Genomic DNA, 23,084 nt, shown 5'->3' with positions numbered 1-23,084 from the left:
GGATTGCCCCGAACCCGTCGCCCTGCCATCGGGACCGCCTCCAATCATGGTGTCCGGGACCCACTATCCGTTTGCATACCTCCGTGGACCGGACGGAACTCCCAGGTGTAGGAGCCGTCCGCTTTCAAACTCATCCTCAGGTGGCCCCAGGTGTCGCTGAACTTCCGCTGGATGTAGGCCGGATCGCTGGTGAAGGAGCGGAGGCCGATACCGCCGGTGGACACCTGGAACTGCTGCATGCCGTCCGGTACGCACTGGTCCGCGTTGTTCACCGGGCAGGTCCGCTCATAGTTGTGCTGGGAGCCGGACAGCAACACTTTCACCCGGTTGTTCCAGAACATGTCGATCCAAGGCTTGGCCTGGGTGAAGCGCGTGTGGCTGGACGTGGTGGACGTGAAATACGGGTCATGGTAGACGGCGGCCAGATGCTTCCCCGCCGTCTTTGCCGCCTTCAAGTCGGCGTCCATTTCCGCGGTCATAGCCTGCGCGCGGGACGCGTTGTACCGCCACGTTGCCGTGGGCGCCACCAGAATATGCCAGTTGCCCTTGTCGAACGAGTACCACTCCATCGCATCCTGGAACCGGCCCAGAGTAGTGCTGGTAGCGGACTTGGTGGAGTTCACGCATTGGCCGTCCATGAACCGGTCCACGTCATCATTCACACCCGGCTCCAGATCGTGGTTCGGGCCCGTGGTCCAGTACGTCTTGGCCTTCAACCCGCCCCACAGCGTGTTCCACGCCCCGAGCGTCGAGCAGGTCCCCTTGTCGTATTGGAAATCGCCGATGGCGAGGAAATTATCCAACGAACCATCGTTGAGGCCCCCGATGATGCTGGCAGCGTTCTTACCGGAGGCCGAGCTCGTCGACGTATTACCTGAAGGGTTCATGTCGCCAACGGCGGCGAACTCGAAAGAATCACCCGACGGCGGAGTGGTAGGCGTCGGGGTCGGGCTCGAGGTGGGGGTAGGCGTCGGGCTGGGGCTCGTCGCCCCTGCTGCCGGGTAAACACGTACCCAGTCCACGCGCATTTCACCGGCACCATCAGCAGTGGAATCCGGGAACCAATCCAGCTGCAGCGTCTGGTGCATGCTGCCTGGCGGCTGGTGGCTCGGGTCGTTGTCCTCGAACCACTTCACGCCATCCACGTAACCGACCATCCCGGCGGGGGACCAGTCCACTGCGTAGTTGTGGAACTGGGAAACGTCCAGCGTCTTGCTGGCACTGGTCTGGGAGTTGCTGCAGGAGAAGTGCTGGAAGAACTTGATGACGTTCCAGTCGCCCGATGTTTCCGCATAATCCACTTCGCCGTCACAAGGCCAGTTCCCGCTGTCCGGCCACAGGATCGAAACCATGTGGTACTCATTGTCGCCCGACCCGGCGGCGCGGACCTCCCACCGCCCGTACTTCTGGCGGGCGAACTTCGCGGACATGCCGGCGGTGGTCCCGTCCGGTGTTCCGTTCATGACCATTTTGGACCCGTCCACTTTTACCTGCTGCGGGCTGCGGATGCCCTTGCCGGCGTGTCCTGCGCTGTTGTACACGCTCCACTTGGTTGCGTCCGGGGCTCCGGTGTAGTTGAACTCGTCCCCGGCGACGGGTGCACCCCAGTTCTGCGTGGCAGCAGCCTGGACACCGCCCGGATCAGAAGGCGCGGGCGTGGGGGTAGGGGTGGGCGTTGGCGTCGGGGTCGGGTTCACCACCACCGCGTCAGCCTCGGTGGTGACCACCAACTTGGGGCGGAGCGCCGCATCCAAGGCCTGGTTCGATTTGAAGCCCAGCCATTTCTGCGCGCCTGATTCCAGCCTGAAGTTCTGCACACCGCCGGTGGCGGTGACGCCCTTGGTGACGTCCCATTCCACCCAGGCACCCGTGGAGAACCCGCCGGCCTTGCCCAACCAGGTCCCGCGCGCCGGTGCGTTGTTCCAGGTAACGCCCGTTTCGGTCCATGCGCCGCCCGTGGTGTAGACGTCCACGAACTCAGTCGATGTTGCCGCCGCCTCCGAGTATGCCCGCAGCTTTGCCGAGACGATGTGCTCCCCGGCCGGGACCTGGACGTTGAACCGCAGCAGACTGTTCCGCGCGATGCTTGTCCGGCCTTCCGTGGACCATCGGACGCTGGTCCCGAAGTTCTCCGTTGGCCGGTCGGCCTGAACATAGCTGTCGGCGGTCGGTGCGAATGTCAGCGCTCCAACCGCGTTGGCCACGCTGCCCACTACCGCGAGCGAAACGAGCATGACTAAAAGTGTCAGGGCAGAAATAACTGGCCGAAGGATAGTTTTCATGGAATGAGACCTTAATGTTCCAGTTGAAATAACCGAAGCATACGGCTTGTCATGCCATGTGACATAGCAATTGCCACCCTGGAGATTCTTGAAAACGTGTGTTACGCGCGGAGCGACAGGGAGTGGATGTCGAAGAAAGACCTGCAGAAATCTGATGGGGCGTTGCAGGGAAAGCCTAGGTAAAGCAATGGTGACGAACCCTTGTAGCCGGAGCCGGGGGCTTGCGTAGGAGCGCATCGCCGACAGGAGCGCAGTGAAGGCCGCCCGCGGCCGGAACGCAGCGGAAGGAGGAAGGGCGGACCCGAGGGCGCCGAACTGAGCTTGCGAAGTTTGGGAAGGGTCCAACCGCTAAGCGATGGCAAGCCGCCGGTTCCGGCGTAGCCAGCAACAGGCCGAAGCTAACCTTCGGCTTTGCCCTGCCGCCAGTAACCCATGAAGGCCACCTGTTTCCGGTCCATCCCCACGTCGCGCACCAGGTAGCGCCGCAGGTCCTTGATGACGGCTGCCTCGCCGGCGATCCAGGCGTAGAAGGGCATGGCGCCGGCAGGGATTCCAGGGTTCTTGGTGGCGCTGATGTCCGCGGTTTCCAGTCGGGCGGGCGTTTCCCAGAGGATGTCCGTGTCCACGTTGACGTCCTCGGGTTCGGGTCCTGCGCCGCCGTCGTCCGTTCTGATGCCCACCCAGCCCGGCTCGGGAACGGCTTTGCGCACGGCCTCCTGCAGGAGTTGGCCGTGGGGCCGGGAGCGGCCGATGGCGGCGCCGCGGGCCAGCCAGGTGATTTCGACGTCGGCCGGGGAGCTGAGCTCCAGGAAGTCGCCGGCCTGGGGGACCTCAAGGAAAGCGTGCCCGCTCATGTAGGGCGGGAGGCTTTCGAGGATGGCGGAGATGGCCGGAACGGCGGTTTCGTCGCCTGCAAGCAGGACGCGCTGCGCCAGCCCGGGCCGCCATTCGATGCCGGAGTAGGTCTCCGCGGTGGTGCAGTGGGCGGCACGGTTGTTGGGTCCGATGATGGTGATGGCATCGCCCGGCCTGGCATTCAGGGCCCAATTGGCGGCAGGCCCGCCATGGCCGCGGTCATCGAAGTGCATGACGAAGTCCACATCGATTTCCGGGTACACGGCATCCAGCCGGGCCTGTCGGACGGTGTAGGTGCGCATTGAACCGCGGACGGCGGGGTCCATGGCCAGCCAGGTCCGGTACCACCCGGCCTGGCTCGTTTCGAAGACGGGAGGCGGCAGCTCGGTCCCATCCGCGGCAAGGGAGGGGACGAGGAGCTTGACCCGGAGGTCCAGGCTGTCCCCGTGGACACCGAAGTCCCGCAGCGCATACCCGCCGAACGTGATCCTGCGGAAGTTGGGGCTCAATTCCTGGACGGCGGATACGGTGACCTGGAAGGCCAGGCTCATGGGCTGCGTGGCGGCGGTCTCGCGGGTCTTCATGAGACGAGCTCCAGTTCGTTTGCGGGGGCGTGGTGGCGGCCAATAGGGATGATGAGCGGGGTGCCGGAGACGGGGTCGGGGATGACCCGGGATTCCAGGCCGAAGACCTCGCGGACCAGGGTTTCGGTCACCACTTCCGCCGGGGAACCAACCGCTACCACCGCGCCGCCCTTCATGGCGATGACATGGTCCGCGTAACGGGCGGCCAGGTTGAGGTCGTGCAGGACGATGGCCACGGTGGTGCCGCGCTTGCGGTTCAGGTCCGTCACCAGGTCCAGGACCTCCACCTGGTGCGCCAGGTCAAGGTAGGTGGTGGGTTCGTCCAGCAGCAGGACATCGGTTTCCTGGGCGAGTGCCATGGCGATCCAGACCCGCTGCCGCTGGCCGCCGGACAGTTCGTCCACGTCGCGCCCTGCCAGGTCAAGCGTCCCGGTGGCTTCCAGCGCGCGCTGCACCGCGGCGTCGTCTTTTTCGCTCCAGCTCCGGAAGAAGCCCTGGTGCGGGTAGCGCCCCCGGCCCACCAGATCGCGGACGGTGATGCCGTCCGGGGCGGTTGGGTGCTGGGGAAGCAGGCCAAGGGTCCGGGCCAGTTCGCGCGCCGGACGTGAATGGATGTCTTTGCCGTCCAGGGTCACGACACCGGCGGCGGGCTTGAGCAGCCGGGACATGCCGCGGAGCAGGGTGGATTTCCCGCAGGCGTTCGCGCCCACGATCATGGTTACCCTGCCTTCGGGAATCTGGACGCTGAGCCCGTCCACCACGCAGCGTTGGTCGTATTTAAGCGTCAGGCCCTGCGCTTGGAGAACTGCCACGTCAGGCATCCTTTCGGTTGGCCGTGACCAGGAGCCACAGCAGGAACGGTGCGCCGAGCGCGCCGGTGACGACGCCCACCGGCAGGACGGTGCCGTCCAGCAGCAGGGGTGCCAGGTTTGCGGCGAAGAAGTCCGCCGCCAGGACAATCAGGGCGCCCACCAGGGCCGACGCCGGCAGGCTGGCTTTGCCGGTGAAGCGGCGTGCGATGGGCCCGGCCAGGAAGGCAACGAATGAGACCGGCCCGGCAGCCGCCGTCGCCACCGCTGCCAGCGATACCGCGATGAGCACCAGGGCCAGGCGTGCGGGGTTGACGCGGACGCCCAGTCCGGCCGCGGCGTCGTCGCCCAGTTCCAGGATGCGCAGCGGCCCGGCGATGAGCACGACGGCGGGAACCTGGACCAGGAGTGCCAGGAACAGGACGCCGGTGCGGTCCCAGTTGGCTGAGTTCAGGGAGCCGTTTAGCCAGACCAGGGCGTCGGCGGCCGTGCGGATGTCGGCGCGGGTCATCAGGAAGCTGACCACGGCCTGCAGGGCGGCAGCGATGCCGACGCCGGCGAGGACCAGCCGGTTTCGGGCAGCGCTCCCCCGTCCGCTTCCGCGGATAGCCCCGCCGGTGGAGATGGCGTAGATCAGGGCAGCCACGGCCAGGGCGCCGCCCAGGGCAGCGCCCGAAACCACGGCACCGGAGGCACCAAAGATGACGATCGCGACCACCGCCGCCGCGCTGGCCCCGGAGCTGATGCCGATGACGTCGGGGCTGGCCAGGGGGTTGCGCAGCATGGTCTGGAACAGCGCGCCGGCAAGGCCGAAGGCAATCCCGATCATGGTCCCGGTGAGTGCCCGCGGAAGCTTGTTCTCCATCACGATGAAGCTGGCGCCCGGGATCTTTGCGCCGCCGGTCAGGTGGTTGGTGACGATGGTGAAGAAGTCGGGGATGGTCACTGTGTAGCTGCCGAGCAGGACGGAGACTGCGAAGAGGACCACGACGCCGGCGGCCAGGACAGCTGTCCGGTTCAGGCGACGGCGCCCATCGCGATGCTCCATCACTTTTGGTTCTTTAGAGGGGCTTTTGCAGCCATATCTGATGGAGCAACTCGGGAGTTGAGGAGGGTCACAGGCCGGCCCCCTTTCCGCGGCGGATCAGCCAGACAAACACCGGCGCGCCGACGAGGGCAGTCATGATGCCGGCCGGAACTTCGCCGGGAAGCAGCACGACGCGGCCAATGATGTCGGCGCCCAGGAGCAGCACTGGAGCCGCCACCAGGGAAAAGGGCAGGATCCAGCGGTAGTCGGGGCCGGTGAGGAAGCGGACGGCGTGCGGGATGACCAGGCCCACGAAGCCGATAGGTCCCGCCAGAGCGGTGGCCGTGCCACACAGCAGGACGATGCCCAGGGCCACCACGGCACGGGACAGCCCAACCCGCTGGCCAAGTCCCCGGGCGATGTCGTCCCCCAGGGCCAGGCTGTTAAGGGTTCGGCCGGCCAGCAGCACGATGAGCGCGCCGGCGGCCAGGAACGGCAGGCCGGGAAGGAGCACGGACCAGTCACGGCCCGCGATGCCTCCCACCTGCCAGAAGCGGAACCGGTCCAGGGTGTCCTGGCTGGAGACCAGGACGACGTTCATGAGTGAGGACAGACCGGCGCTGAGCGCGGCTCCCGCCAGCGCCAGTTTCACCGGGGTGGCCCCCTCCCGGCCCAGCGAGGCAACGAGGTACGCCACGACGGCGGCAGCGGCAGCCCCGATGAAGGCGAACCAGACGTAGCCGGAAAAGCTGGCGACGCCGAAAACGTAGATGCCGGTGACCACGGCCAGGGCCGCTCCGGCGTTGACACCAATGATGCCAGGATCGGCCAGCGGGTTGCGGGCAACACCCTGCATCGCGGCCCCGGCCAGGCCCAGCGCGCCGCCGGCCAGCAGGCCCAGGGCAGTGCGGGGGATCCGCGCATGGACCACGGCATGGTCACCGTTCGTCGGGTCAAATGCGGTGAGGGCCTGCCAGACAGCGCCCAGGGGAACGTCCCGGGCCCCCACGGCCAGGGATGCCCCGGCCACCAGCACCAGCACGACGACGGCGGCGGACAGCCAGGCCGCACGCTTCGTTCCGGACGCATCACCGCGGAGGGGGCCACCAAGTGCCTTGGCCGGCACCTGGGTGCCCCTCCCCGCTGCCGGACGTGCCGCCGTCGTACTCATGAAGGTGGGCCTACTTCACTGCATCCGCTGCGCCGGCCAGCTGGGGCAGGAACGTGTCCAGGGACCACGGCAGGCTCAGCGGTGATGACGCCGAGATGGACAGGGTCAGGGTGTTGTCCGAGTCGGCAACCAGGGCGCCGTTCTTGATGGCCGGGATCTGGGAGAGCAACGGATCCTTCTTGATGGCGTCCGCCGTGGAAGCGTCGGGGACCCAGGTGACGAAGATGTCCGACTGCAGCTCGTTTGCCTTCTCAGCGGACCACGGGATGTAGAACTCCTTGGAGCCCTTGGAGTTGTCCGCAACCACCGGGGCGAGGGTCATGCCGATTTCGGTGAGGAAGCGGGGACGGTTGTCGTTGGCGGTATAGACGTTCACCCCGTCACCCTTGGCCGGCTCCAGGTTGCCGTAGATGAAGCTCTTGCCCTGGATCTGCGGGTACTGCGAGACCTTGTCCTTGACGGTGGCCTCGGTGTCGGAGACCAGCTTGGCGGCCCTTGTTTCCTTGCCCAGGGCCTTGCCGACGATGGTGGTGGAGTCCTGCCAGGAGGTTCCGTAGGCCACGTCCGGGTGCGCTACCACGGGCGCGATCCCGCTGAGCTTCTTGTAGTCCTCCTCGGTGAGGCCTGAGTAGGCGGCGAGGATGACGTCAGGGCTGAGCTTGGCGATTTCGGTGAAGTTGATGCCGTCCGCCTCCGAGTACTGGACCGGGGCCTTGGCCGAACCGAACCCGGCGCCCAGCTTGTCGAGGGCCGCGTCCTTCCAGGGGGTGGACCCCTTGTCGTTGCCACCCCACTCGTTCTTGGGGACACCCACCGGGACTACGCCCAGGGCGATGGCGACGTCATCATTCACCCACGACACCGTTGCCACCCGCGTGGGCTGCTTCTCAATGGTCGTTTGCCCGTATACATGCTCGATTGTGACCGGGAACTGGGCGCTGCTGCTGGAACTGGTTGCGTCCGCCGCGGAGGAGGCCGGGCCCGTGCTGCAGGCGGAGAGCGTCAAGGCTGCCGCGGCCAGCACCGCTGTCGCCTTCCCGGCAGAGGAAAAAAGTGTCCGGCGGGTGGAGACAGGGCCGGGAAAGAGGGGGGACGTCACGGGGCTCCTTGGTTCGGGCTGATGAAAACTTAAGTAAGGCTAACCTATGTAAATCACCATTACGCAACGCTTTTGTCGCTTAATTCTTCTTTTGTGACGAAGGGCACAGCCTGGGCCCGTGCTTGGACAGCCGGGCCCTCATTTGGCAGGATGGCCTTGCCGGTCCGGCGGTGGCTTCACCGGAACGCTGAACAGGGAAACGCTGAACAGGAACAGGGCAACGGGAACAATGAGCATGCAGAAGGTCTTTTCCGACCGCCGCTGCCGCGGAGAGCGGGGTGGCCGCTTTGGCCTGCTCCGCGGAGACTGACTGACTCCCTTCGTTACCCTTGGCCTGGCTCCGGGCCGCCCACCCTTTTACGAAAGTTCAGCCATGCAATCAGTCACGCCTCAACAAATCCGTTCATCCTTCGTCAACGCCAGCCGCTCAGAGGCTGCAAAGCTCACCCTGCCCCGGAACTTCGGCTCCCTCAACTGGGACAGCCTGGAGTTCCTGGGGTGGCGCGATGAAAAGATGCCGCTGCGCGGTTACCTGGTGGTTCCGGCAGCCAAGGGCCTCATGGGAATCCTGCTCCGGGCGCCGGAAGGCGGCGCCCGGAAGAACCGCTCCGTGCTGTGCGAACTGTGCCGTGACGTGTTCTCAAAGGAGGACGTGCTCCTCTGGGTTGCCAAGCGGGCAGGCCAGCCAGGCCGGGACGGCAACACCGTCGGCACGCTGATCTGCGCCGACTTTCTGTGCTGCGGCAACGTCCGCAAGGAGCCGCCGGCCAACGAGATCAATCCGGATCCGGCCGCCGTCGTGGAACGCCAGATCCAGGGCCTGCAGGACCGCACGGCGCAGTTCCTGGCCCGCGTGCGGTCCAAATAGGACTGCACGTCCGGGTAGCGGCGGTTACCGCAGGACGATGTCCACCGGGTTCGCCTCCGAGCGCCAGGCTCGCGCTTCCCCCGGGCGGGGACGGATGACGGGCGCGGTGAGGACTCCCGAGCGGTTGGTGCGCCGGTCGCGCAGGATCTCGGTGACGGAGCCCAGGTGCCGGGACAGGTCGATCACGTTTTCCGGGGCAGCCAGCAGCAGCTGGAAGCCGAATTCGTGCAGCGCCTTGATCCCGGCACCGGCAAACTCCTCGGAGGCGAGCACGAAGGCCTCATCCATCATCACCGTGCCGTAGGTGGTGAAGCCCTGCTCAGCGATCCCCAACTGGTAGCTCAGGGCAGCGGCCATAATGAACGCGGTGAAGCGCTGCCGCTCGCCGCCGGACATGGAGCCGGTGTCCGCGTGCATGAAGACTTCGGTCTTCTTGGCACCGCCCTTCTTGCCTGCAGCCCGACCGGCGACCTCCCGGTGTTCCTTGCACTGGATGAAGAGGTGCCCGCGCACGTCCAGCACCTCGGCCCGCCACCGCCGGTCCTCGGGGGCCTGGGAGCCAAGCCGCTTGACCAGGGTTTCCAGGGACTTGTAGCGGGCGGTGAGCTCGCCGTCGTCGTCCCTGTCCGTGCCGGAACCGTCTGCCCAGCCGCCCTCCGCCTTCGCCGGCCGCGTGTGGCGGGCCTTCAACGCGTTCTGGATGGCGTCCTTGAACTGCTTGGCGGTGGGCGGCAGCGTCTGCTTGATGTCCAGTTCCAGGTAGCTTCCCTCATGGAAGTTCACCTGCGACAGGATGCCGTTGAGCGGCAGGATGCGGCTGGTGATGGAGCGGCGTTCCTCGTCCAGCAGGTGCAGCAGGGTGCTGAAGGACTCGTGCGTGCGCTGGTTGAAGAACTGCCGGAACTCCGCCTCCTGCGCGGGCAGGCCGTCGTTCACGATCGCGTGGTAGCGGGCCTCGAATTCGCTGGCCGCGCCGATGCTGGTGCCGTGGTCCGCCGAGATGGCGCTGCCCCATTCCCGTACGAAGCCTTCGAAGATGCGGGTGAGCCGCTCCGCCGTGCCCTGTCCCCGTGATTCAGCGGTGTGCAGTTCGCCCAGCAGGGCGGTCCGGACCCGGTTGGCCAGGTTGTCCAGCTCATGCATCTCGGTCACGTCGCCGAACTCCGCGAAGTGCGGTTCCAGCGCCGTGACAGTAGCGTCCGACGGCGGCGCCTGGGCCAGGCGGTCACGGGCGGCTTCCAGCAGGGAGTCGGCAGCAGTCAGCTGGCGGTCCAGGGCCTTGTATTCGCTTTGCAGGACCGCGGCGGACTCGGTGCTGGACTGGTGCTTCTGCCGCACCTCCTCGATGGTGGCGCGGAGCGGTTCCAGGTCGGCCTGCGCGGCGAGGGCGTCCTTGAGCCGCTGCTCGATCCGGGTGAGCTCGTCGGCGGCAACCGCAGCGGATACCTGTTCCCAGGGGCGGTCGTCTTCGGCGATCCGCCGCAGCGCGTCAAGCTGCCGGCTCATGCCCTGGTGCGAGTCCTCGCGGCTTTGCGCCAGTTCGGCGGCCTTGGCCACTTCCTGCCGGAGATCCTCCACCTGCCCGGCCACGAGTTCCAACTTGGCGGCGTTGTCGAAGCCCAGGACGTAGTCCTGCCGGCTGGTGAAGCGGTCGTCCTTTTCCACCGTGTGCCGGTTGCGCTTTACCACGCCGCCCAGGCTCAGGCCCTTGTCCAGGGCGGCCAGCTCGTCCGGGTCCTCCACGCAGGGGTACGCGAAATCGAGGGCGATCCGTTCGCGGACCCATTCCCCGGCTTCGGCGGCTGCGCCCGAGGCGAGGATGTCCAGCTTGGTGAGCAGGTCGCCGTCGCGCACGTCCTCCACGGCGAGCGCACCGCCGGCGAGCGGCTTGGAAACGTCCACTGCCCGCAACGCGCCGCGGACGTTGTGGCCGTTGAGGTACCGGGTGACTGCGTCGAAGTGCTCGCCCGGGACCAGCAGGGTGGTGGCCAGGCTGCGGAGCGCACGCTCGGCCGCGGGACGCCACCGCTCCTCCCCTTCGGCGAGGTCCATGAGTTCGCCGGCGAAAGGCATCCGGTCCTCAGGAATGCCGGTTGCGGCGGCAATCGCGGCCCGGTTTTCAATGCTCGACGGCGGCAGCAGGGATTTGCGCGTCTTCAACGACACGAGCTCCTGCTCGGCAGCCGCGAGCTCGCGTTTGCGGGTGGCGTGCGCGTCGAACGCCTCGAACCGCAGCTCCTGCAGGGCCTGCGAATCATCCTGCAGCTCGGCGGACCGGGCCGCGGCCTGCTCGTGTGCCTGCTCCCAGCCGGCGGCGCTCCACTCAAGCTGCAGCCCGGCGTCGGCCAGTGCCTGCTGCGCTGCCTCCTCAACCTGCTGCCGGAGTTTCAGGCCCACCCGGGCGTTCTCCAGCGACTGCTCAATCGCCGAGATCGCGTTGCCGCCCTGGTTGTTGTAGTCGGTTTCCAGCTGCCGCAGTTCCTTGGCAAGGCTGTCACGGACCACACGCTCGGCGCCAAGCTCCTTGGCCTTGGCCTGGGCCAGCTCGCGGAACCGGGCCAGCGTCTTCTGGTGGACCGTGACGGCGAGCTGCTGCTTGTAGGCCTCGAACTCCCCGCCCACCGGCTCCCGGAGCCGGTTGGCATCCAGCAGCGACTGCGCATACTCCCTGTTCAGCCCGGGGACCGGGGCCAGCTGGTCGCGCTGCTGCCGGACATCCTCCAGCCGCTGCCGGATGGACATCAGGTTGCTGAACTCCTCCACCACATCGTCCGCGGCGGCGAGCGTGGCCGGCGCGTCAAGGACCTGGTCACGGAAGAAGGTGTTGACGCTGCCGCCCAGCCCCTTGCCGGCCTGGATCACGCGCAGCAGGGGCAGGGCCTGGTCCGAGTTGATCCCCAGCAGCCGGCGGAACCGCTCGGCGAACGCCTTGTGCACGTCGAACACCTGGGTATGCGGGAAGACAGACTCCAGCGCGCCCTTGGTGAAGCGCTTGTCGGCGATCCGTTCAACAGCCTCAAGGTCCAGGGGCACGTTGTCGATCAAGTAGAACCGGCCCACGCTCGACTCCGTGCCGTTCTTGGGCAGGTCGAACAGTGCGGACACCGTCACCCGCGTGCCGGCGGCGTTATCGAACGTCAGGGCGACGGCGGACCACGTGGCACCCGGGCGCTGGAACGCACTCGCCGACCCCTCCCCTACGGCTTTGTCCCCCACCTTGCCGCGCATGTACGTGAACGTGGTCCGCTTATCCTCCACGGCACCACCCGACCGCTGCGCCGCCGCCTCATTGGACCGCGGCCGCGCATCGAAAACCCGCAGCATGGCATCGAACAGCGTCGACTTGCCCACGCCCGAGTTGCCCGTCAGCAGGGTTCCGTTCCGGTCCACATGCATCGTGTGCGCCCCATGGAACGTCCCCCAGTTCACCACCTGCACCAGCGCAAGCCGCATCTGGCCAGGGTTCGTCACGTCACCCAACGGGAGCATGGTTGCGATGGTCACTTGGCTGTCTCCGATTCGCCGTGGTTACCTACCGCGCCGCCAGCGGGCACATGCTCTGCATGCTCGCTCGTTCCTCGCTTAGACGCATGCTGCCGCATGTCCCCACCGTCGTCGCTACTGCCAGCACCCGAGTGAGACGACGCCGATGCCGCCCCGGGAGTGGCATCGGGCCTTCCGGAGCCGGGCGCATCGTCCGCAGGACGGATGTCGCCCGGGGAAGGGGCGGGGGCGGCATCGGCGTCGTCGTCCTCACCTGTTTCTGCGTCCAGGTCAAGCATTGCCTCGGTGCCGGTGGGGTCTGCCGAGGCTGCTACCAGGGCCTCTATGTGGGCAGGGATGTCGCCGATGTTTTCGAACGGCAGGGCCAGGGGCAGGGCGTTGGAGATCGTGTAGACGTCGTCCAGTCCGGTTGGGAGCAGGAGTTGGCGGGCCAGGAGCTTGGTGATGGCGCGGGTCACCACGTCCGAGTCACGGAGGGCGTCCTGCTGGCCGGCGGGCTGGTAGTGCGCCACCAGGTCCGTGATTTCCTCACGGGTGATGGTTGCGTCCGTCTGGGCCGTGACGTGCCGGTCCAGCAGCAGCCGAAGGCGGAGCAGCACAATGGTCTCCACCCGGCTGAGGGCGCGCTGCTGGCGCAGGATGCTGGAGCGTGCGCTGCCGCCGATCACCTCCGGGTCCACGGGGCGAAGGACCGCGATCTTCCGCTCATGGTCCAGCTGCAACGTAAGGAACAGCTCGGAAAGGCGGCTGCGGAGGATCACCTGGTTGTCCAGCAGCACCGTCCAGAGCTTTTCATCCCGGCCGCCGTCGATGTACGGGCCTTTGAGGAGCTTCACCAGGGCCTGGCGCACTTTCATGGAGAGAACCCCCGTGTCGCCGGGGAACAGGGCAGCACCGTCGACGAACGTATCGCGGGGGGACACGGTGAAGGGACGCTCGCTTGCTGTCACCGGGGTCTCCGGTTCGTGTTGGGGCTCGTCCCGCCCCGCAAGCCCGTTTTCTTGTGAAACCTCAGTCATCTGAATCCTTTGCGAGCGTGACCACCGGCAGGTAGGCCGTGCGGGTGGAGCCATCTATTTGTTCGTAGTCCAGGCCATCCCAGGCGCCGCGGTTGAAGTCCGCCCCTGCGTGCAGGGCTTCCGAGAGGAGGGCGCGGATGGTGTTGATGTGCTGCTCTTCGGGCGGCAGCTGCTGCCAGGCGTCGGCAAGCGTTGCAGCCCCTGCCATGGCGGACCGGACCACCTGGGGTTTGGCCTTGCCGGTCCTCGGCGAGCGCACGCGGTCCGAGTCGGTGAAGGCGATGGGGTCGGCCAGGCGGGGCGGTGCCGCGAACTCGTCGGGGTCGAAGAGCTTCACCATGGACAGTGACTCGAATCCGGCGTTGTACAGGACGGGGCCGGGAACCAGGCCGGGGCGTTCGCGCTCGTACGGGAGGGAGCGGATGGCCTGCTCGGCTTCGCGCAGGACCTGCCGGAGCCGGACCGACTGGCGGAAGTCGTCGCTTTGGACGTAGGTGTTGAGGCTTTCGCTGAGCTTGCCGTAGATGCGCTGGATCTGGCTGTGCTGCTGGCGGAGCTCGGCCACCAGGTTCTTCAGTGTTTCCCGGTCCTCGGGTGAGAGGTCGTCCGCGAACTGGCGGCTCAGCACCTCCCCGATAGCGGACCGGAACCTCAGCTGCTGCTGCGGATCCTCCAGGAACGCGGTGAAGGACCGGAACGTCCTGCCCTCGGGGCTTTGGCGGAGTCTCTTGTCCGCCTCCAGGACCTGGGCCATGGTGGCGCCCTTGGTCAACGACTCCTCGATGATCTGGTTGCGCAGTTCGCCCACCAGTTCCTCGATCCGGTCACGCATCTTCTTGTAGTCCGCGGGGAGGCTGGCGGCAAGGTCCAGGATGTTTCCGGCAGCTTCAACGGCTTCATCGTCATCGAGCAGGCCGTCGAACTCGCCGGTGCTGATGTCCTGGATCAGCTGCTGCCGCTCTTCGATTTCCTCCTCGAGGGCTTCGAGGCGGGCGCTTTGGTCCGGGTTGGTCTCGTTGGCGAGCTTTTCCACGTCGCCCAGGAGGGTGCCCAAACGGGAACCGTTGAGGGTTGACCGCTCACTGGAAAGGCTGTCCAGGAAGGCGAGCACACGCGCGGCCGGCTCGGTGGCCTCGTACACGATCCGGCCTGACTGGTTCCGGCGGGTGAGGAACTGCCGGCGCGTCCACTCATCACCAAACGCCTTTCCATTGGCCCCTCCTCCCAGCCCGGGATCCTGGCGACGAAGCTCCTCAAGGAAGGAGTCGACGTCGGCGTGGAATTCCTCCAGAGGCACCTGCGGCCGGATGCGGGTGAAGGATGCCTGGAGCACCGCAATCACCCAGGGCGCCGAGCGCGTCAAAGCCCAGGCGGGTCCCTTGGTAAGGAGTTCGAGGTCCCTGAGCCGGGCGCTGATGGCGTCAGCGGAAGACCTGGCTGAGCGGGGCACACACTCTCCTTGGGCTGTTGGCGGGGGCTGGGCAGCGGCGGTCCAACGAGGACGGACCGGGAAACTGCCAACTACAAGGTTAACGCAGCAGCCGCGACCGCTCCGTGACCTACCTGCCGGTAATGTTTCAATCCAGTATCAACAGTCACTTCTGCCCCATCCGTCTATGGCTGGCCGCCCGGCTGTCCCCCTACGCTTCTGCTACTGGTCTTCGCCACAGCAGTCTTTCGCAAAGCAACGTAGCAGCAGGGGGATACATGCAGTTCGATTTAAGCGCAGTGGAAACAGCCACCTTGGTCTTCATCGGGACGCTGGGATGTGCCGCGGTCCTGGCCGCATTTGTCCTGACGGCGGGCCTGGTTGCACTGGTGGTGCTGGGCGCCGGCAAGCTCACCTGGATGGTGGTGGCCAATACGCTATTGGCGGTGGTCCACGGGATCAACTCGGGTTGGGACAGGCTGGTCCGCCGGGCCGGGGCCATGGACCTCCCCGGCGATTTCCAGGGGCAAACGTCCCCTAGTACCGGAACCTACCCGCGGGTAATCTTGAGGGACAGCTGAAGGGTTCTCCAACCCGGCGGATCCATGGCTACACCGGCCAATCGGCCAAGGAGATAACCCATGACCTCCGCAACTGACAGCCAGGCCAAAGACGCCCCGGCTGAAGAAACCCCCGTCCCGGCCGGCAACATCGGCGCCGGGGCTACCGCCGAAGATGCCCGCGCAGTCGCTGAAGCCGCCCGGGAGTCCGGCTGGGACCGCCCCAGCTTCGCCAAGGGCCTCTACCTGGGCAGTTTCGACCTCAGCCTGGTCCATCCCTGGCCCACCGCGGACCCCGTTTCGGTGGACAAGGGCGAGGAGTTCATGGCCCGCCTCACGGAGTTCGCGAAAACCATGTCCGGGCAGGTGATCGAACGGGACGCGAAAATTCCCGACGGCTACATCAGGGGCCTGGCGGACCTGGGCGTCTTCGGCATGAAAATCCCGGAGGAATACGGCGGCCTGGGGCTCTCGCTGGTGTACTACGGCCGCGCCCTGGCACTGCTGGGCAGCGTGCACCCCAGCCTGGGCGCCCTCATCTCCGCCCACCAGTCCATCGGCGTGCCGGAACCGGTCAAAGTGTTCGGCACGCCCGAACAAAAGCGCGAGTACCTGCCCCGGTGCGCCGCCGGCGCCGTCACCGCGTTCCTCCTCACGGAGCCGGATGTGGGCAGCGACCCCGCCCGGCTGGGCAGCACGGCGACGCCCACGGACGACGGCGACGCGTACCTTTTGGACGGCGTGAAGCTTTGGACCACCAACGGGGTGATCGCGGAACTGGTGGTGGCCATGGCGGTGGTCCCGGCGCACACGGATAAGGACGGCACCACGCACAAGGGCGGGATCAGCGCGTTCGTGGTGGAGATGGACTCGCCGGGCATCACCGTGGAAAACCGCAACGCCTTCATGGGCCTGCGCGGCATCGAGAACGGGGTAACCCGCTTCCACCAGGTGCGGGTGCCCGCCGCCAACCGGCTGGGGCGCGAGGGCCAGGGCCTGAAGATCGCACTGACCACACTCAACACCGGCCGACTGGCGCTGCCGGCGCTGTGCGTGGCCTCCGGGCGCTGGAGCCTGAAGATCGCCCGCGAATGGTCCAATGCCCGCACCCAGTGGGGCAGGCCCGTGGGTGAACACGAAGCCGTGGGCAAGAAGATCGCCTTCATCGCCGCCTCCGCATTTGCCCTGGACGCCGTGTTCGAACTCTCCGCCGAACTTGCCGATGCCGGGCAGAAGGACGTCCGCATCGAGGCCGCACTCGCCAAGCTCTGGGCCACGGAGATCAGCTGCCGGATCGCCGACGAACTGGTCCAGATCCGGGGCGGACGCGGCTTTGAGACGGCCGAGTCGCTGGCTGCCCGCGGGGAACGCGCGGTGCCGGCCGAGCAGCAGCTGCGTGACCTGAGGATCAACAGGATCTTCGAGGGGTCTTCCGAAATCATGCGGCTGCTGATTGCCCGGGAAGCGGTGGATGCGCACCTGGCCGCCGCGGGCGACCTGGCTTCCCTGGATGCGAGCCTGTCCGACAAAGCGAAGGCCGCCGTCGGCGCCTCCGGCTTCTACGCAAAATGGCTGCCCAAGCTGGTGGCCGGCGCCGGCATGGACCCCCGCTCCTATGGTGAGTTCGGCAGGCTGGCCAAACACCTCCGGTTCGTTGAACGCTCGTCGCGGCGGCTGGCGCGGCAGACCTTCTACGGCATGGGCCGGTGGCAGGCCAAGCTGGAGCGCAAGCAGGCGTTCCTGGGCAGGGTAGTGGACATCGGTGCCGAACTTTTCGCCATGACCGCCTGCTGCTCCCGGGCGGAGATGCTCCTGAAGACTGCCCCCGAAAGGGCCGCCGGCGCCTACGAGCTCGCCGACGCCTACTGCGAGCAGGCCAAGGTGCGGGTAGATGAGTACTTCGACCAGCTGTGGCGCAATACCGACGACGCCGACCATGCCCTTACCCGCAAGGTCCTTGCCGGTGACTACACCTGGCTGGAGGCGGGCGTCCTGGACCAGTCCGAAGGCACCGGCCCATGGATCGCCGATGCAACGCCCGGTCCGTCAACGAAGGAGGACCTGCACCGGAAATACCGGTAAAACCGCAGGTCACAAAATAGTAAGCACGCTTGCTATCACTCCGGGTGGGTGGTTGAGTTGAACCATGAGCAGCTCAACGGACCCAGAGAACCTGCCTCCCCGCCGCGCCCGGGAGGATGAAACCCGCAGCGGAAGCTACCGTACAGGAGCCGCGGACGATGCCGCCACGCGCTCGATGGACCAGGCACCGGCCCGCTCCGGGGAACGGGGCTACAACCCAAACCCCAGAACGGAGCGGCAGTACGAAGCCGCCCCGCCCAGCGCGGAGCGGGAATACACTCCCGCGCCAACCGCTGCGGCCCCCCGGGTGGATCCCACGCTGGCAAACCGCGAGACCGCCGTCGCGCGCCAGAAGGAGCGGTTCGGCGGCATCAAAGTAGGCTCGGCATTCTTTGGCTGGCTGACCGCCACCGGCATGGCAGTCCTGCTGACCGCATTCGTGGCAGCCGCGGGGACCGCAGTGGGCCTTGCCAGCAACACCGACGTCAACGAGGCCGTGAACCAGGCCTCGCAGAACAGCGGGACGGTTGGGCTGGTGGGCATCATCGTGCTGCTGGTGATCCTGTTCCTCTCCTACTACTGCGGCGGCTACGTGGCCGGCCGGATGGCCCGCTTCAACGGCGCCAAGCAGGGGCTCATGGTGTGGATCTGGGCTCTGGTCGCCGCGATCGTGATCGCAATCCTCGGACTCGTGGCGGGACAGCAGTTCAATGTCCTGGCCAACCTGAACAGCTTCCCGCGCATCCCCATTAATGAGGGACAGCTGACCACCACCAGCATCATCGCGGCGATCGTCGTTGCCGCCGTGGCCCTGGTGGGCGCAGTGCTGGGCGGCCTGGCCGGCATGCGGTTCCACCGCAAGGTTGACCGCGCCGGCTTTACGCCGGACAGCGAGTTTTACGACGACGAGGAGTAGTCAGGCGAGGATGTCGCCATCCACATACAGCCAGCGGCCGTCCTCCCTGACAAACCTGCTGTTCTCGTGCAGGACGCCGCGCTCCTTGCCGTGCCGGTAAAAGGCCTTGAACTCGACCGTGCCTGCGGTGTCGAAAGGTCCGCCGCCGCTGGTGGCCACGATGTCCAGGCGGCGCCACTCCATGGCGGGGTCCAGGTCCAGGGTGGCCGGTGCGGTGGATGGATGGTGCGTGCGCAGCAGATAGCCCTCATCCAGCCGCGCAAACGCGGTATACCGGGACCGCATCAACTGTTCCGCCGTTGCGGCCTCCGCCCGGCCGGAATGGAACCGGCCGCAGCACGCCGCATACGGCTCCCCGGACAGGCACATGCAGTTCGCGGACTCAATTGATTCGGTCACCCGGCGATGCTGTCACATCGGGTAACAGCTTCGCTACAACCTCGGACCCTGCCGTGCCCACGGCGGCATGGCTGGACAAAAATCCGTATGGTGGAGAAGGAGCTTGCCCCCGGCACTGGGTGCCGGACGCGGCCCCCAGGATATCGGCCGGAGAGGAGAGGAAACGTGGAGAACCCGGACACTCTCGTCCTCAACCTCACCTTCCTGGGGACAGTGGGCGTGGCTCTCCTCATGTTCCTGGTCCTCTTCCTGCTCGGCGCCATCACCGTGGTCCTCGCGGGCCTGGGGCGCCTTACCGCCATCGTGCTGATGGCCTTGTTCGGGCGCGTTCCAGGCAGGAGTGATTCCGTTCGTCCTGCCGGCGCACCCGCTAAGCCAACCCAGTCCCGAAAGCCGCTCCGGGAACGTGCCGCCGCAGCCAAGCCGGGCCGGCTGAAAGAGTCGCTCCGCACCGCCGTCGTACGCCACCCGAAGGTTGCCGCCGTACGCCACGAGCCCCCGGTCCTCGCCGAAGACTGGGCCTCTGCCGTTGCCGAGGCCGACAGGCGCGCCGAGGCCAGGGCACGGGCAGCTGCGCCGGAGATCAAACTGTCGGTGCGGGACCTTCCGGACCCCGCCGTGCCTGCCGACAAGGTGTCCGAAGTAGCCCCTCTGGTGGAGTCCGCCCTGCACAACCACCGGCCACCGCATGAAATGCCGCGGTCCTTCAAGAAACCCCAGCCGCCGCATCCGGTGCCGCCGCTGGACACTGGGTCCCTCGTTTCCCTGTCCGGTCCGCAGCAGGTGCTCAGGGAGCACGCGCAGGAGAATGGTTAAACCCTTACCCTGAGCAACCATCTGGGCTAGCGTGAAACCCATGGAATTCAGATACCTCGGAAACAGTGGCTTCAAAGTCTCGGAAATCACGTTCGGCAACTGGCTGACGCACGGCTCGCAGGTGGAGAACGACGTTGCCACCCAGTGCGTGCGGGCTGCCCTCGACGCCGGCATCAGCACCTTCGACACCGCGGACGTCTACGCCAACACCGCTGCGGAAACCGTCCTGGGCCAGGCGCTGAAGGATGAGCGCCGGGAGTCCTTGGAAATCTTCACCAAAGTCTTTGGCCCCACCGGCCCCAAGGGCAAGAACGATCTTGGCCTGTCCCGCAAGCACATCATGGAATCCATCAACGGTTCGCTGCGCCGGCTGCAGACGGACTACGTGGACCTCTACCAGGCACACCGCTACGACTTCGAAACGCCGCTGGAAGAAACCATGCAGGCATTCGCTGACATCGTCCGCCAGGGCAAGGCGCTGTACATCGGTGTGAGCGAATGGACCGCGGACCAGCTCCGCGAAGGACACAAGCTGTCCAGGGAACTGGGCTTCCAGCTCATCTCCAACCAGCCGCAGTACTCCATGCTGTGGCGCGTTATCGAAGCGGAGGTGGTCCCGGCGTCGGAAGAACTGGGCGTCTCCCAGATCGTCTGGTCGCCCATGGCACAGGGCGTTCTCAGCGGAAAGTACCTGCCCGGCCAGCCCGCCCCGGAAGGCAGCCGCGCCACGGACGAAAAGGGCGGCGCCAAGATGATCGAGCGGTGGATGCGCGACGACGTCCTGGCGGCCGTACAGGAACTGAAGCCGGTTGCCCAGGAGGCAGGGCTGTCCATGCCGCAGCTGGCTGTTGCGTGGGTGCTGCAGAACCCCAACGTCGCGTCGGCCATCGTGGGCGCCTCACGGCCCGAGCAGATTGCCGACAGCGTGGCCGCAGCCGGCGTGAAGCTGGAGGCGGAGGTTCTCAAGAAGATCGACGACGCCGTCGGTGGCCTCGCTGAACGCGACCCCGCGCAGACAAAGTCGCCGGCTACACGGGAAGCGTAAATGGCGTCCCCGTCGGACTTGCCAGAGCTTGCCGTCACCGGGTCCACCGGAGGCCTGGGCGGAATGGTGGCGCGGCAGCTTGCCGCATCCGGTTTCGCCCAGCGCCTGCTGGTGCGCGATGCCGCACGGGCTCCGCAGCTGGATGACGCGCATCCAGTGGTGTGTTCGTACGGGGACGGCCAGGCGTCCCGGCAGGCCCTGGACGGCGCGAAAGTCCTGTTCATGGTGTCCGCCGCGGAGGCCGAAGACAGGCTGCAGCAGCATTATGCATTTGTGGACGCTGCTGCGGAGGCCGGGGTGGAGCACGTGGTGTACACGTCCTTCTACGGTGCCGCCCCGGACGCCACCTTCACCCTGGCCTGGGACCACCACGCCACGGAGGAGCGGATCAAGGCGTCCGGGATGGCGTACACCTTCCTGCGAGACAACTTCTACCTCGACTTCCTGCCGCTGATGACCGGGGAGGACGGCGTGATCCGCGGGCCCGCCGGTGACGGCGTGTTCTCTGGGGTGGCACGGGAGGACGTTGCCCGCTGCGCCCATGCCGTGCTGCGGGACCCCGCCATCCACAAGGGCAAGACCTATGACCTGACCGGCCCGGAGGAACTCACCATGGCGCGGGCGGCCGAGGTGATCAGTGCCGGGACCGGGCGGACTGTCAGCTACCAGCCGGAGACGGTGGAGGAAGCCTATGCCTCACGGGCCTCCTACGGTGCTCCGCAGTGGCAGCTGGATGCGTGGGTGAGCACCTACACAGCCATGGCCGCTGGTGAGATGGCCGGGCTCTCGCCGGATGTCCATGGGCTGACCGGGCAGGACCCCATCAGCCTTGCCGAATTCCTGACCCGGCCGGTGCTGTAGAGGTAGAAGCTGCTTGGTCAGGCGTTGACGGACGTTTAGGGCGTTGACGCGAGGGTGGGCACGGCGTAGACCTGCTCGCAGGGGGGCGTCCCTTGTCCGCAGTTACGCCAAGCAGAATCGCACCGCCATGAGCCACAGCAATCAGCAGTCCACCCGGCAGGAGCGGGCGGCGGGGCAGGTGCCGGTCCTGCCGCCGGCTGCCCAAGCCACGTCCAGCCCGTTCACCCCCGAGGAGTTGCAACTCGCCGCCCGCAACCATGCCATGCCGCTTGAGGCCCTCCGCCGCGAGGTGACGCCGCCGGGGCTTCACTACGTGCTGACCCACTTCGACATTCCGGACCTCGACGTATCGTCCTGGCATCTTCGGATCGGCGGGGCAGTGGAACGCGCCCTGGAGCTGAGCATGGCCGCGCTTCTCAGGGACCCGGCCATCACCGTGCCCGTTACCCTCGAATGCGCGGGCAACGGCCGATCGCTCCTGGAGCCGCGGCCCCTCAGCCAGCCCTGGATACTAGGGGCGGTGGGCACGGCGCACTGGACCGGGGTGCCGCTGGCCTATCTCCTGGGCAAGGCAGGCGTGCTGCCGGACGCCGTCGAGGTGGTTTTCACCGGAGCCGACGCCGGGGTCCAGGGCGGCGTCCCCCAGCAGTACGCGCGGAGCCTGCCGATCCGTGAAGCGCTGCGTCCCGACGTCGTCCTCGCCTACAAAATGAACGGCGCCGACCTGCCGCCGCAGCATGGCTACCCCCTGCGGCTGGTGGTGCCGGGCTGGTACGGCATGGCCAGTGTGAAGTGGCTGGAGTCCATTGACGTGGCCAGGGCGCCGTTCACGGGGTTCCAGCAGCAGTCCGCCTACCGCTACCAGGATTCCGCGGACGACGCCGGCAGGCCGGTTTCGCGGATCAGGGTGCGTTCGTTGATGGTCCCCCCGGGCGTTCCGGACTTCTTCACGCGGCAACGGTTCCTCCGCGCGGGTCCGGTCATGCTGGAGGGCAGGGCCTGGTCGGGGGAAGGTGCCGTGACCTCCGTCGAGGTGGGAATCGACGGCACCTGGCTGCCCGCCCATCTGGACAAGCCGGCCGGCGGATACGCGTGGCGGAGGTGGAGCCTGCCCTGGGTGGCAGACCCGGGCGAGCACGTCCTGACCTGCCGCGCCACGGACATCACCGGCTCCACCCAGCCCCTGGAGCAGAGCTGGAACTACCAGGGGATGGGCAACAACGTGGTGCAGCGGGTCAGGGTGATGGTGGAAACCGGCTAGACCTGCCGGAGCAGAGCCGCGCTTCGCCGGAATTCGAGGCTTCTACAACATGCTGGGCGGGGCCGCCACCAGCGCGACCAGGGCCATTACGGACACTCCAACAACAAGGGGCCCCGCCACCAGGATCCACGTGGTGGCGGGGTAGCCGCGGTAGCCCTTGCCGCGGAGCCTGGCCGCCCACAGAGCCCCGTAGGTGACGCTGGCGAGCAGGTAGGGAATGGTCAGGGCAGTCAGCGCCAGTCCAAGGCAGATGGTCAGCTGAAAAACTGCCATGGTGTTGTCGTCATACATGTCGCCGGCCCGTGACGTGCCCATGGTGATCAAGAGCAGCAGAAGCAGCAGCAGAATGCCGGCCAGGACCAGCAGGATCGTCCGGAAGATCCTTGCCCATGCAGGCAACGGGGTTTTCTTCAACGAATCCTCGTCACGGTTGAAGTCTTCGTGCTGGTGCGGGCGGTAGGGCTCCACGGTTCTCTCTTCCTGGCAGGTACTCCCAG

At 66.8% G+C, this 23,084-nt stretch carries 18 protein-coding genes and 1 pseudogene; 8 read left to right on the top strand and 11 right to left on the bottom strand.

Translation table 11 applies throughout. The annotated features are described in order from the left end of the window. Nucleotides 1-44: 44 nt before the first annotated feature. The 6 genes from QFZ57_RS05990 to QFZ57_RS05965 all read right to left on the bottom strand — a co-directional run bounded on the left by QFZ57_RS05990 (nucleotide 45) and on the right by QFZ57_RS05965 (nucleotide 7,827). A complete protein-coding gene (locus QFZ57_RS05990) occupies nucleotides 45-2,282 on the bottom strand; it encodes a CBM96 family carbohydrate-binding protein (RefSeq protein WP_306898731.1) in 2,238 nt (745 codons plus the stop codon). A 398-nt stretch (nucleotides 2,283-2,680) separates the two neighbouring features. Next, a complete protein-coding gene (locus tag QFZ57_RS05985; RefSeq protein WP_306629515.1) occupies nucleotides 2,681-3,721 on the bottom strand; it encodes a siderophore-interacting protein in 1,041 nt (346 codons plus the stop codon). Beyond that, on the bottom strand, nucleotides 3,718-4,533 hold the full coding sequence (locus tag QFZ57_RS05980) for an ABC transporter ATP-binding protein (protein ID WP_306898728.1): 816 nt from the start codon (nucleotides 4,531-4,533) through the stop codon (nucleotides 3,718-3,720). Before QFZ57_RS05980 ends, QFZ57_RS05985 begins: the two co-directional genes overlap by 4 nt. A gap of 1 nt (nucleotide 4,534) precedes the next feature. Next, nucleotides 4,535-5,578 (bottom strand): FecCD family ABC transporter permease, encoded by a 1,044-nt coding sequence (locus QFZ57_RS05975; protein ID WP_306898726.1) that lies wholly within the window; start codon nucleotides 5,576-5,578, stop codon nucleotides 4,535-4,537. A 67-nt stretch (nucleotides 5,579-5,645) separates the two neighbouring features. Next, complete coding sequence (locus QFZ57_RS05970; RefSeq protein ID WP_306898724.1) at nucleotides 5,646-6,728, bottom strand: FecCD family ABC transporter permease; 1,083 nt, start codon at nucleotides 6,726-6,728, stop codon at nucleotides 5,646-5,648. Between the two features lie 10 nt (nucleotides 6,729-6,738). Further along, a complete protein-coding gene (locus QFZ57_RS05965; RefSeq protein WP_306898722.1) occupies nucleotides 6,739-7,827 on the bottom strand; it encodes an iron-siderophore ABC transporter substrate-binding protein in 1,089 nt (362 codons plus the stop codon). Nucleotides 7,828-8,200: 373 nt separating this feature from the next. On the opposite strand from QFZ57_RS05965, the gene QFZ57_RS05960 reads away from it, so the two are divergent. Then, the gene (locus tag QFZ57_RS05960) at nucleotides 8,201-8,695 is read left to right on the top strand and encodes an FBP domain-containing protein (RefSeq protein ID WP_306898720.1); all 495 of its coding nucleotides are present in this window, start codon (nucleotides 8,201-8,203) and stop codon (nucleotides 8,693-8,695) included. Nucleotides 8,696-8,719: 24 nt separating this feature from the next. Here QFZ57_RS05960 and QFZ57_RS05955 read toward each other — a convergent pair whose 3' ends face one another. From QFZ57_RS05955 to QFZ57_RS05945, 3 genes and pseudogenes are all read right to left on the bottom strand, one after another. Continuing rightward, on the bottom strand, nucleotides 8,720-12,199 hold the full coding sequence (locus QFZ57_RS05955; RefSeq protein WP_306898718.1) for an ATP-binding protein: 3,480 nt from the start codon (nucleotides 12,197-12,199) through the stop codon (nucleotides 8,720-8,722). Between the two features lie 221 nt (nucleotides 12,200-12,420). Beyond that, nucleotides 12,421-13,218: pseudogene (locus QFZ57_RS05950) on the bottom strand (DUF4194 domain-containing protein); the annotation flags it as partial. Continuing rightward, nucleotides 13,211-14,668: a DUF3375 family protein gene (locus tag QFZ57_RS05945; protein WP_306898717.1), complete on the bottom strand. Its 1,458-nt coding sequence runs from the start codon at nucleotides 14,666-14,668 to the stop codon at nucleotides 13,211-13,213. The gene QFZ57_RS05945 and the pseudogene QFZ57_RS05950, both read right to left, overlap by 8 nt. Nucleotides 14,669-14,925: 257 nt before the next feature. Here QFZ57_RS05945 and QFZ57_RS05940 point away from each other — a divergent pair, with 257 nt between their 5' ends. The 3 genes from QFZ57_RS05940 to QFZ57_RS05930 all read left to right on the top strand — a co-directional run bounded on the left by QFZ57_RS05940 (nucleotide 14,926) and on the right by QFZ57_RS05930 (nucleotide 18,205). Further along, nucleotides 14,926-15,228, top strand: a complete 303-nt coding sequence (locus QFZ57_RS05940; protein ID WP_306629507.1) for a hypothetical protein — start codon at nucleotides 14,926-14,928, stop codon at nucleotides 15,226-15,228. Nucleotides 15,229-15,288: 60 nt separating this feature from the next. Beyond that, the gene (locus QFZ57_RS05935; protein WP_306898714.1) at nucleotides 15,289-17,289 is read left to right on the top strand and encodes an acyl-CoA dehydrogenase family protein; all 2,001 of its coding nucleotides are present in this window, start codon (nucleotides 15,289-15,291) and stop codon (nucleotides 17,287-17,289) included. A gap of 64 nt (nucleotides 17,290-17,353) precedes the next feature. After that, complete coding sequence (locus QFZ57_RS05930; RefSeq protein WP_306898711.1) at nucleotides 17,354-18,205, top strand: TIGR04086 family membrane protein; 852 nt, start codon at nucleotides 17,354-17,356, stop codon at nucleotides 18,203-18,205. Here QFZ57_RS05930 and QFZ57_RS05925 read toward each other — a convergent pair whose 3' ends face one another. After that, entirely contained in the window at nucleotides 18,206-18,574 is a 369-nt protein-coding gene (locus QFZ57_RS05925) for a YchJ family protein (protein WP_306901541.1), read from the bottom strand. A gap of 195 nt (nucleotides 18,575-18,769) precedes the next feature. Here QFZ57_RS05925 and QFZ57_RS05920 point away from each other — a divergent pair, with 195 nt between their 5' ends. From QFZ57_RS05920 to QFZ57_RS05905, 4 genes are all read left to right on the top strand, one after another. Next, nucleotides 18,770-19,420: a hypothetical protein gene (locus tag QFZ57_RS05920; protein WP_306898710.1), complete on the top strand. Its 651-nt coding sequence runs from the start codon at nucleotides 18,770-18,772 to the stop codon at nucleotides 19,418-19,420. 40 nt (nucleotides 19,421-19,460) lie between these two features. Continuing rightward, nucleotides 19,461-20,465 carry an aldo/keto reductase family protein gene (locus tag QFZ57_RS05915; protein WP_306629503.1) on the top strand — a complete coding sequence of 335 codons (1,005 nt, stop codon included), beginning with the start codon at nucleotides 19,461-19,463 and terminating at the stop codon, nucleotides 20,463-20,465. Further along, nucleotides 20,466-21,326, top strand: coding sequence for an SDR family oxidoreductase (locus tag QFZ57_RS05910; protein ID WP_306898704.1), 861 nt, complete (start codon nucleotides 20,466-20,468; stop codon nucleotides 21,324-21,326). Between the two features lie 127 nt (nucleotides 21,327-21,453). Continuing rightward, a complete protein-coding gene (locus QFZ57_RS05905; protein ID WP_306898702.1) occupies nucleotides 21,454-22,587 on the top strand; it encodes a sulfite oxidase in 1,134 nt (377 codons plus the stop codon). Between the two features lie 42 nt (nucleotides 22,588-22,629). On the opposite strand, the gene QFZ57_RS05900 is transcribed toward QFZ57_RS05905, so the two are convergent. Further along, nucleotides 22,630-23,055: a hypothetical protein gene (locus QFZ57_RS05900; protein WP_306898700.1), complete on the bottom strand. Its 426-nt coding sequence runs from the start codon at nucleotides 23,053-23,055 to the stop codon at nucleotides 22,630-22,632. Between the last annotated feature and the right edge of the window lie 29 nt (nucleotides 23,056-23,084).

Source organism: Arthrobacter sp. B1I2 (assembly GCF_030816485.1).
GTDB lineage: Bacteria > Actinomycetota > Actinomycetes > Actinomycetales > Micrococcaceae > Arthrobacter.
The sequence above is the reverse complement of the archived record's forward strand: the minus strand, read 5'-3'. Positions and strand labels throughout refer to the sequence as shown.

Bases quoted from the DNA above. Each gene is read 5' to 3' on its own strand.
- QFZ57_RS05975 (WP_306898726.1), bottom strand. From the start codon at position 5,578: ATGGAGCATCGCGATGGGCGCCGTCGCCTGAACCGGACAGCTGTCCTG.
- QFZ57_RS05960 (WP_306898720.1), top strand. From the start codon at position 8,201: ATGCAATCAGTCACGCCTCAACAAATCCGTTCATCCTTCGTCAACGCC.
- QFZ57_RS05970 (WP_306898724.1), bottom strand. From the start codon at position 6,728: ATGAGTACGACGGCGGCACGTCCGGCAGCGGGGAGGGGCACCCAGGTG.
- QFZ57_RS05940 (WP_306629507.1), top strand. From the start codon at position 14,926: ATGCAGTTCGATTTAAGCGCAGTGGAAACAGCCACCTTGGTCTTCATC.
- QFZ57_RS05935 (WP_306898714.1), top strand. From the start codon at position 15,289: ATGACCTCCGCAACTGACAGCCAGGCCAAAGACGCCCCGGCTGAAGAA.
- QFZ57_RS05990 (WP_306898731.1), bottom strand. From the start codon at position 2,282: ATGAAAACTATCCTTCGGCCAGTTATTTCTGCCCTGACACTTTTAGTC.
- QFZ57_RS05985 (WP_306629515.1), bottom strand. From the start codon at position 3,721: ATGAAGACCCGCGAGACCGCCGCCACGCAGCCCATGAGCCTGGCCTTC.
- QFZ57_RS05905 (WP_306898702.1), top strand. From the start codon at position 21,454: ATGAGCCACAGCAATCAGCAGTCCACCCGGCAGGAGCGGGCGGCGGGG.
- QFZ57_RS05910 (WP_306898704.1), top strand. From the start codon at position 20,466: ATGGCGTCCCCGTCGGACTTGCCAGAGCTTGCCGTCACCGGGTCCACC.
- QFZ57_RS05915 (WP_306629503.1), top strand. From the start codon at position 19,461: ATGGAATTCAGATACCTCGGAAACAGTGGCTTCAAAGTCTCGGAAATC.
- QFZ57_RS05930 (WP_306898711.1), top strand. From the start codon at position 17,354: ATGAGCAGCTCAACGGACCCAGAGAACCTGCCTCCCCGCCGCGCCCGG.
- QFZ57_RS05925 (WP_306901541.1), bottom strand. From the start codon at position 18,574: ATGTGCCTGTCCGGGGAGCCGTATGCGGCGTGCTGCGGCCGGTTCCAT.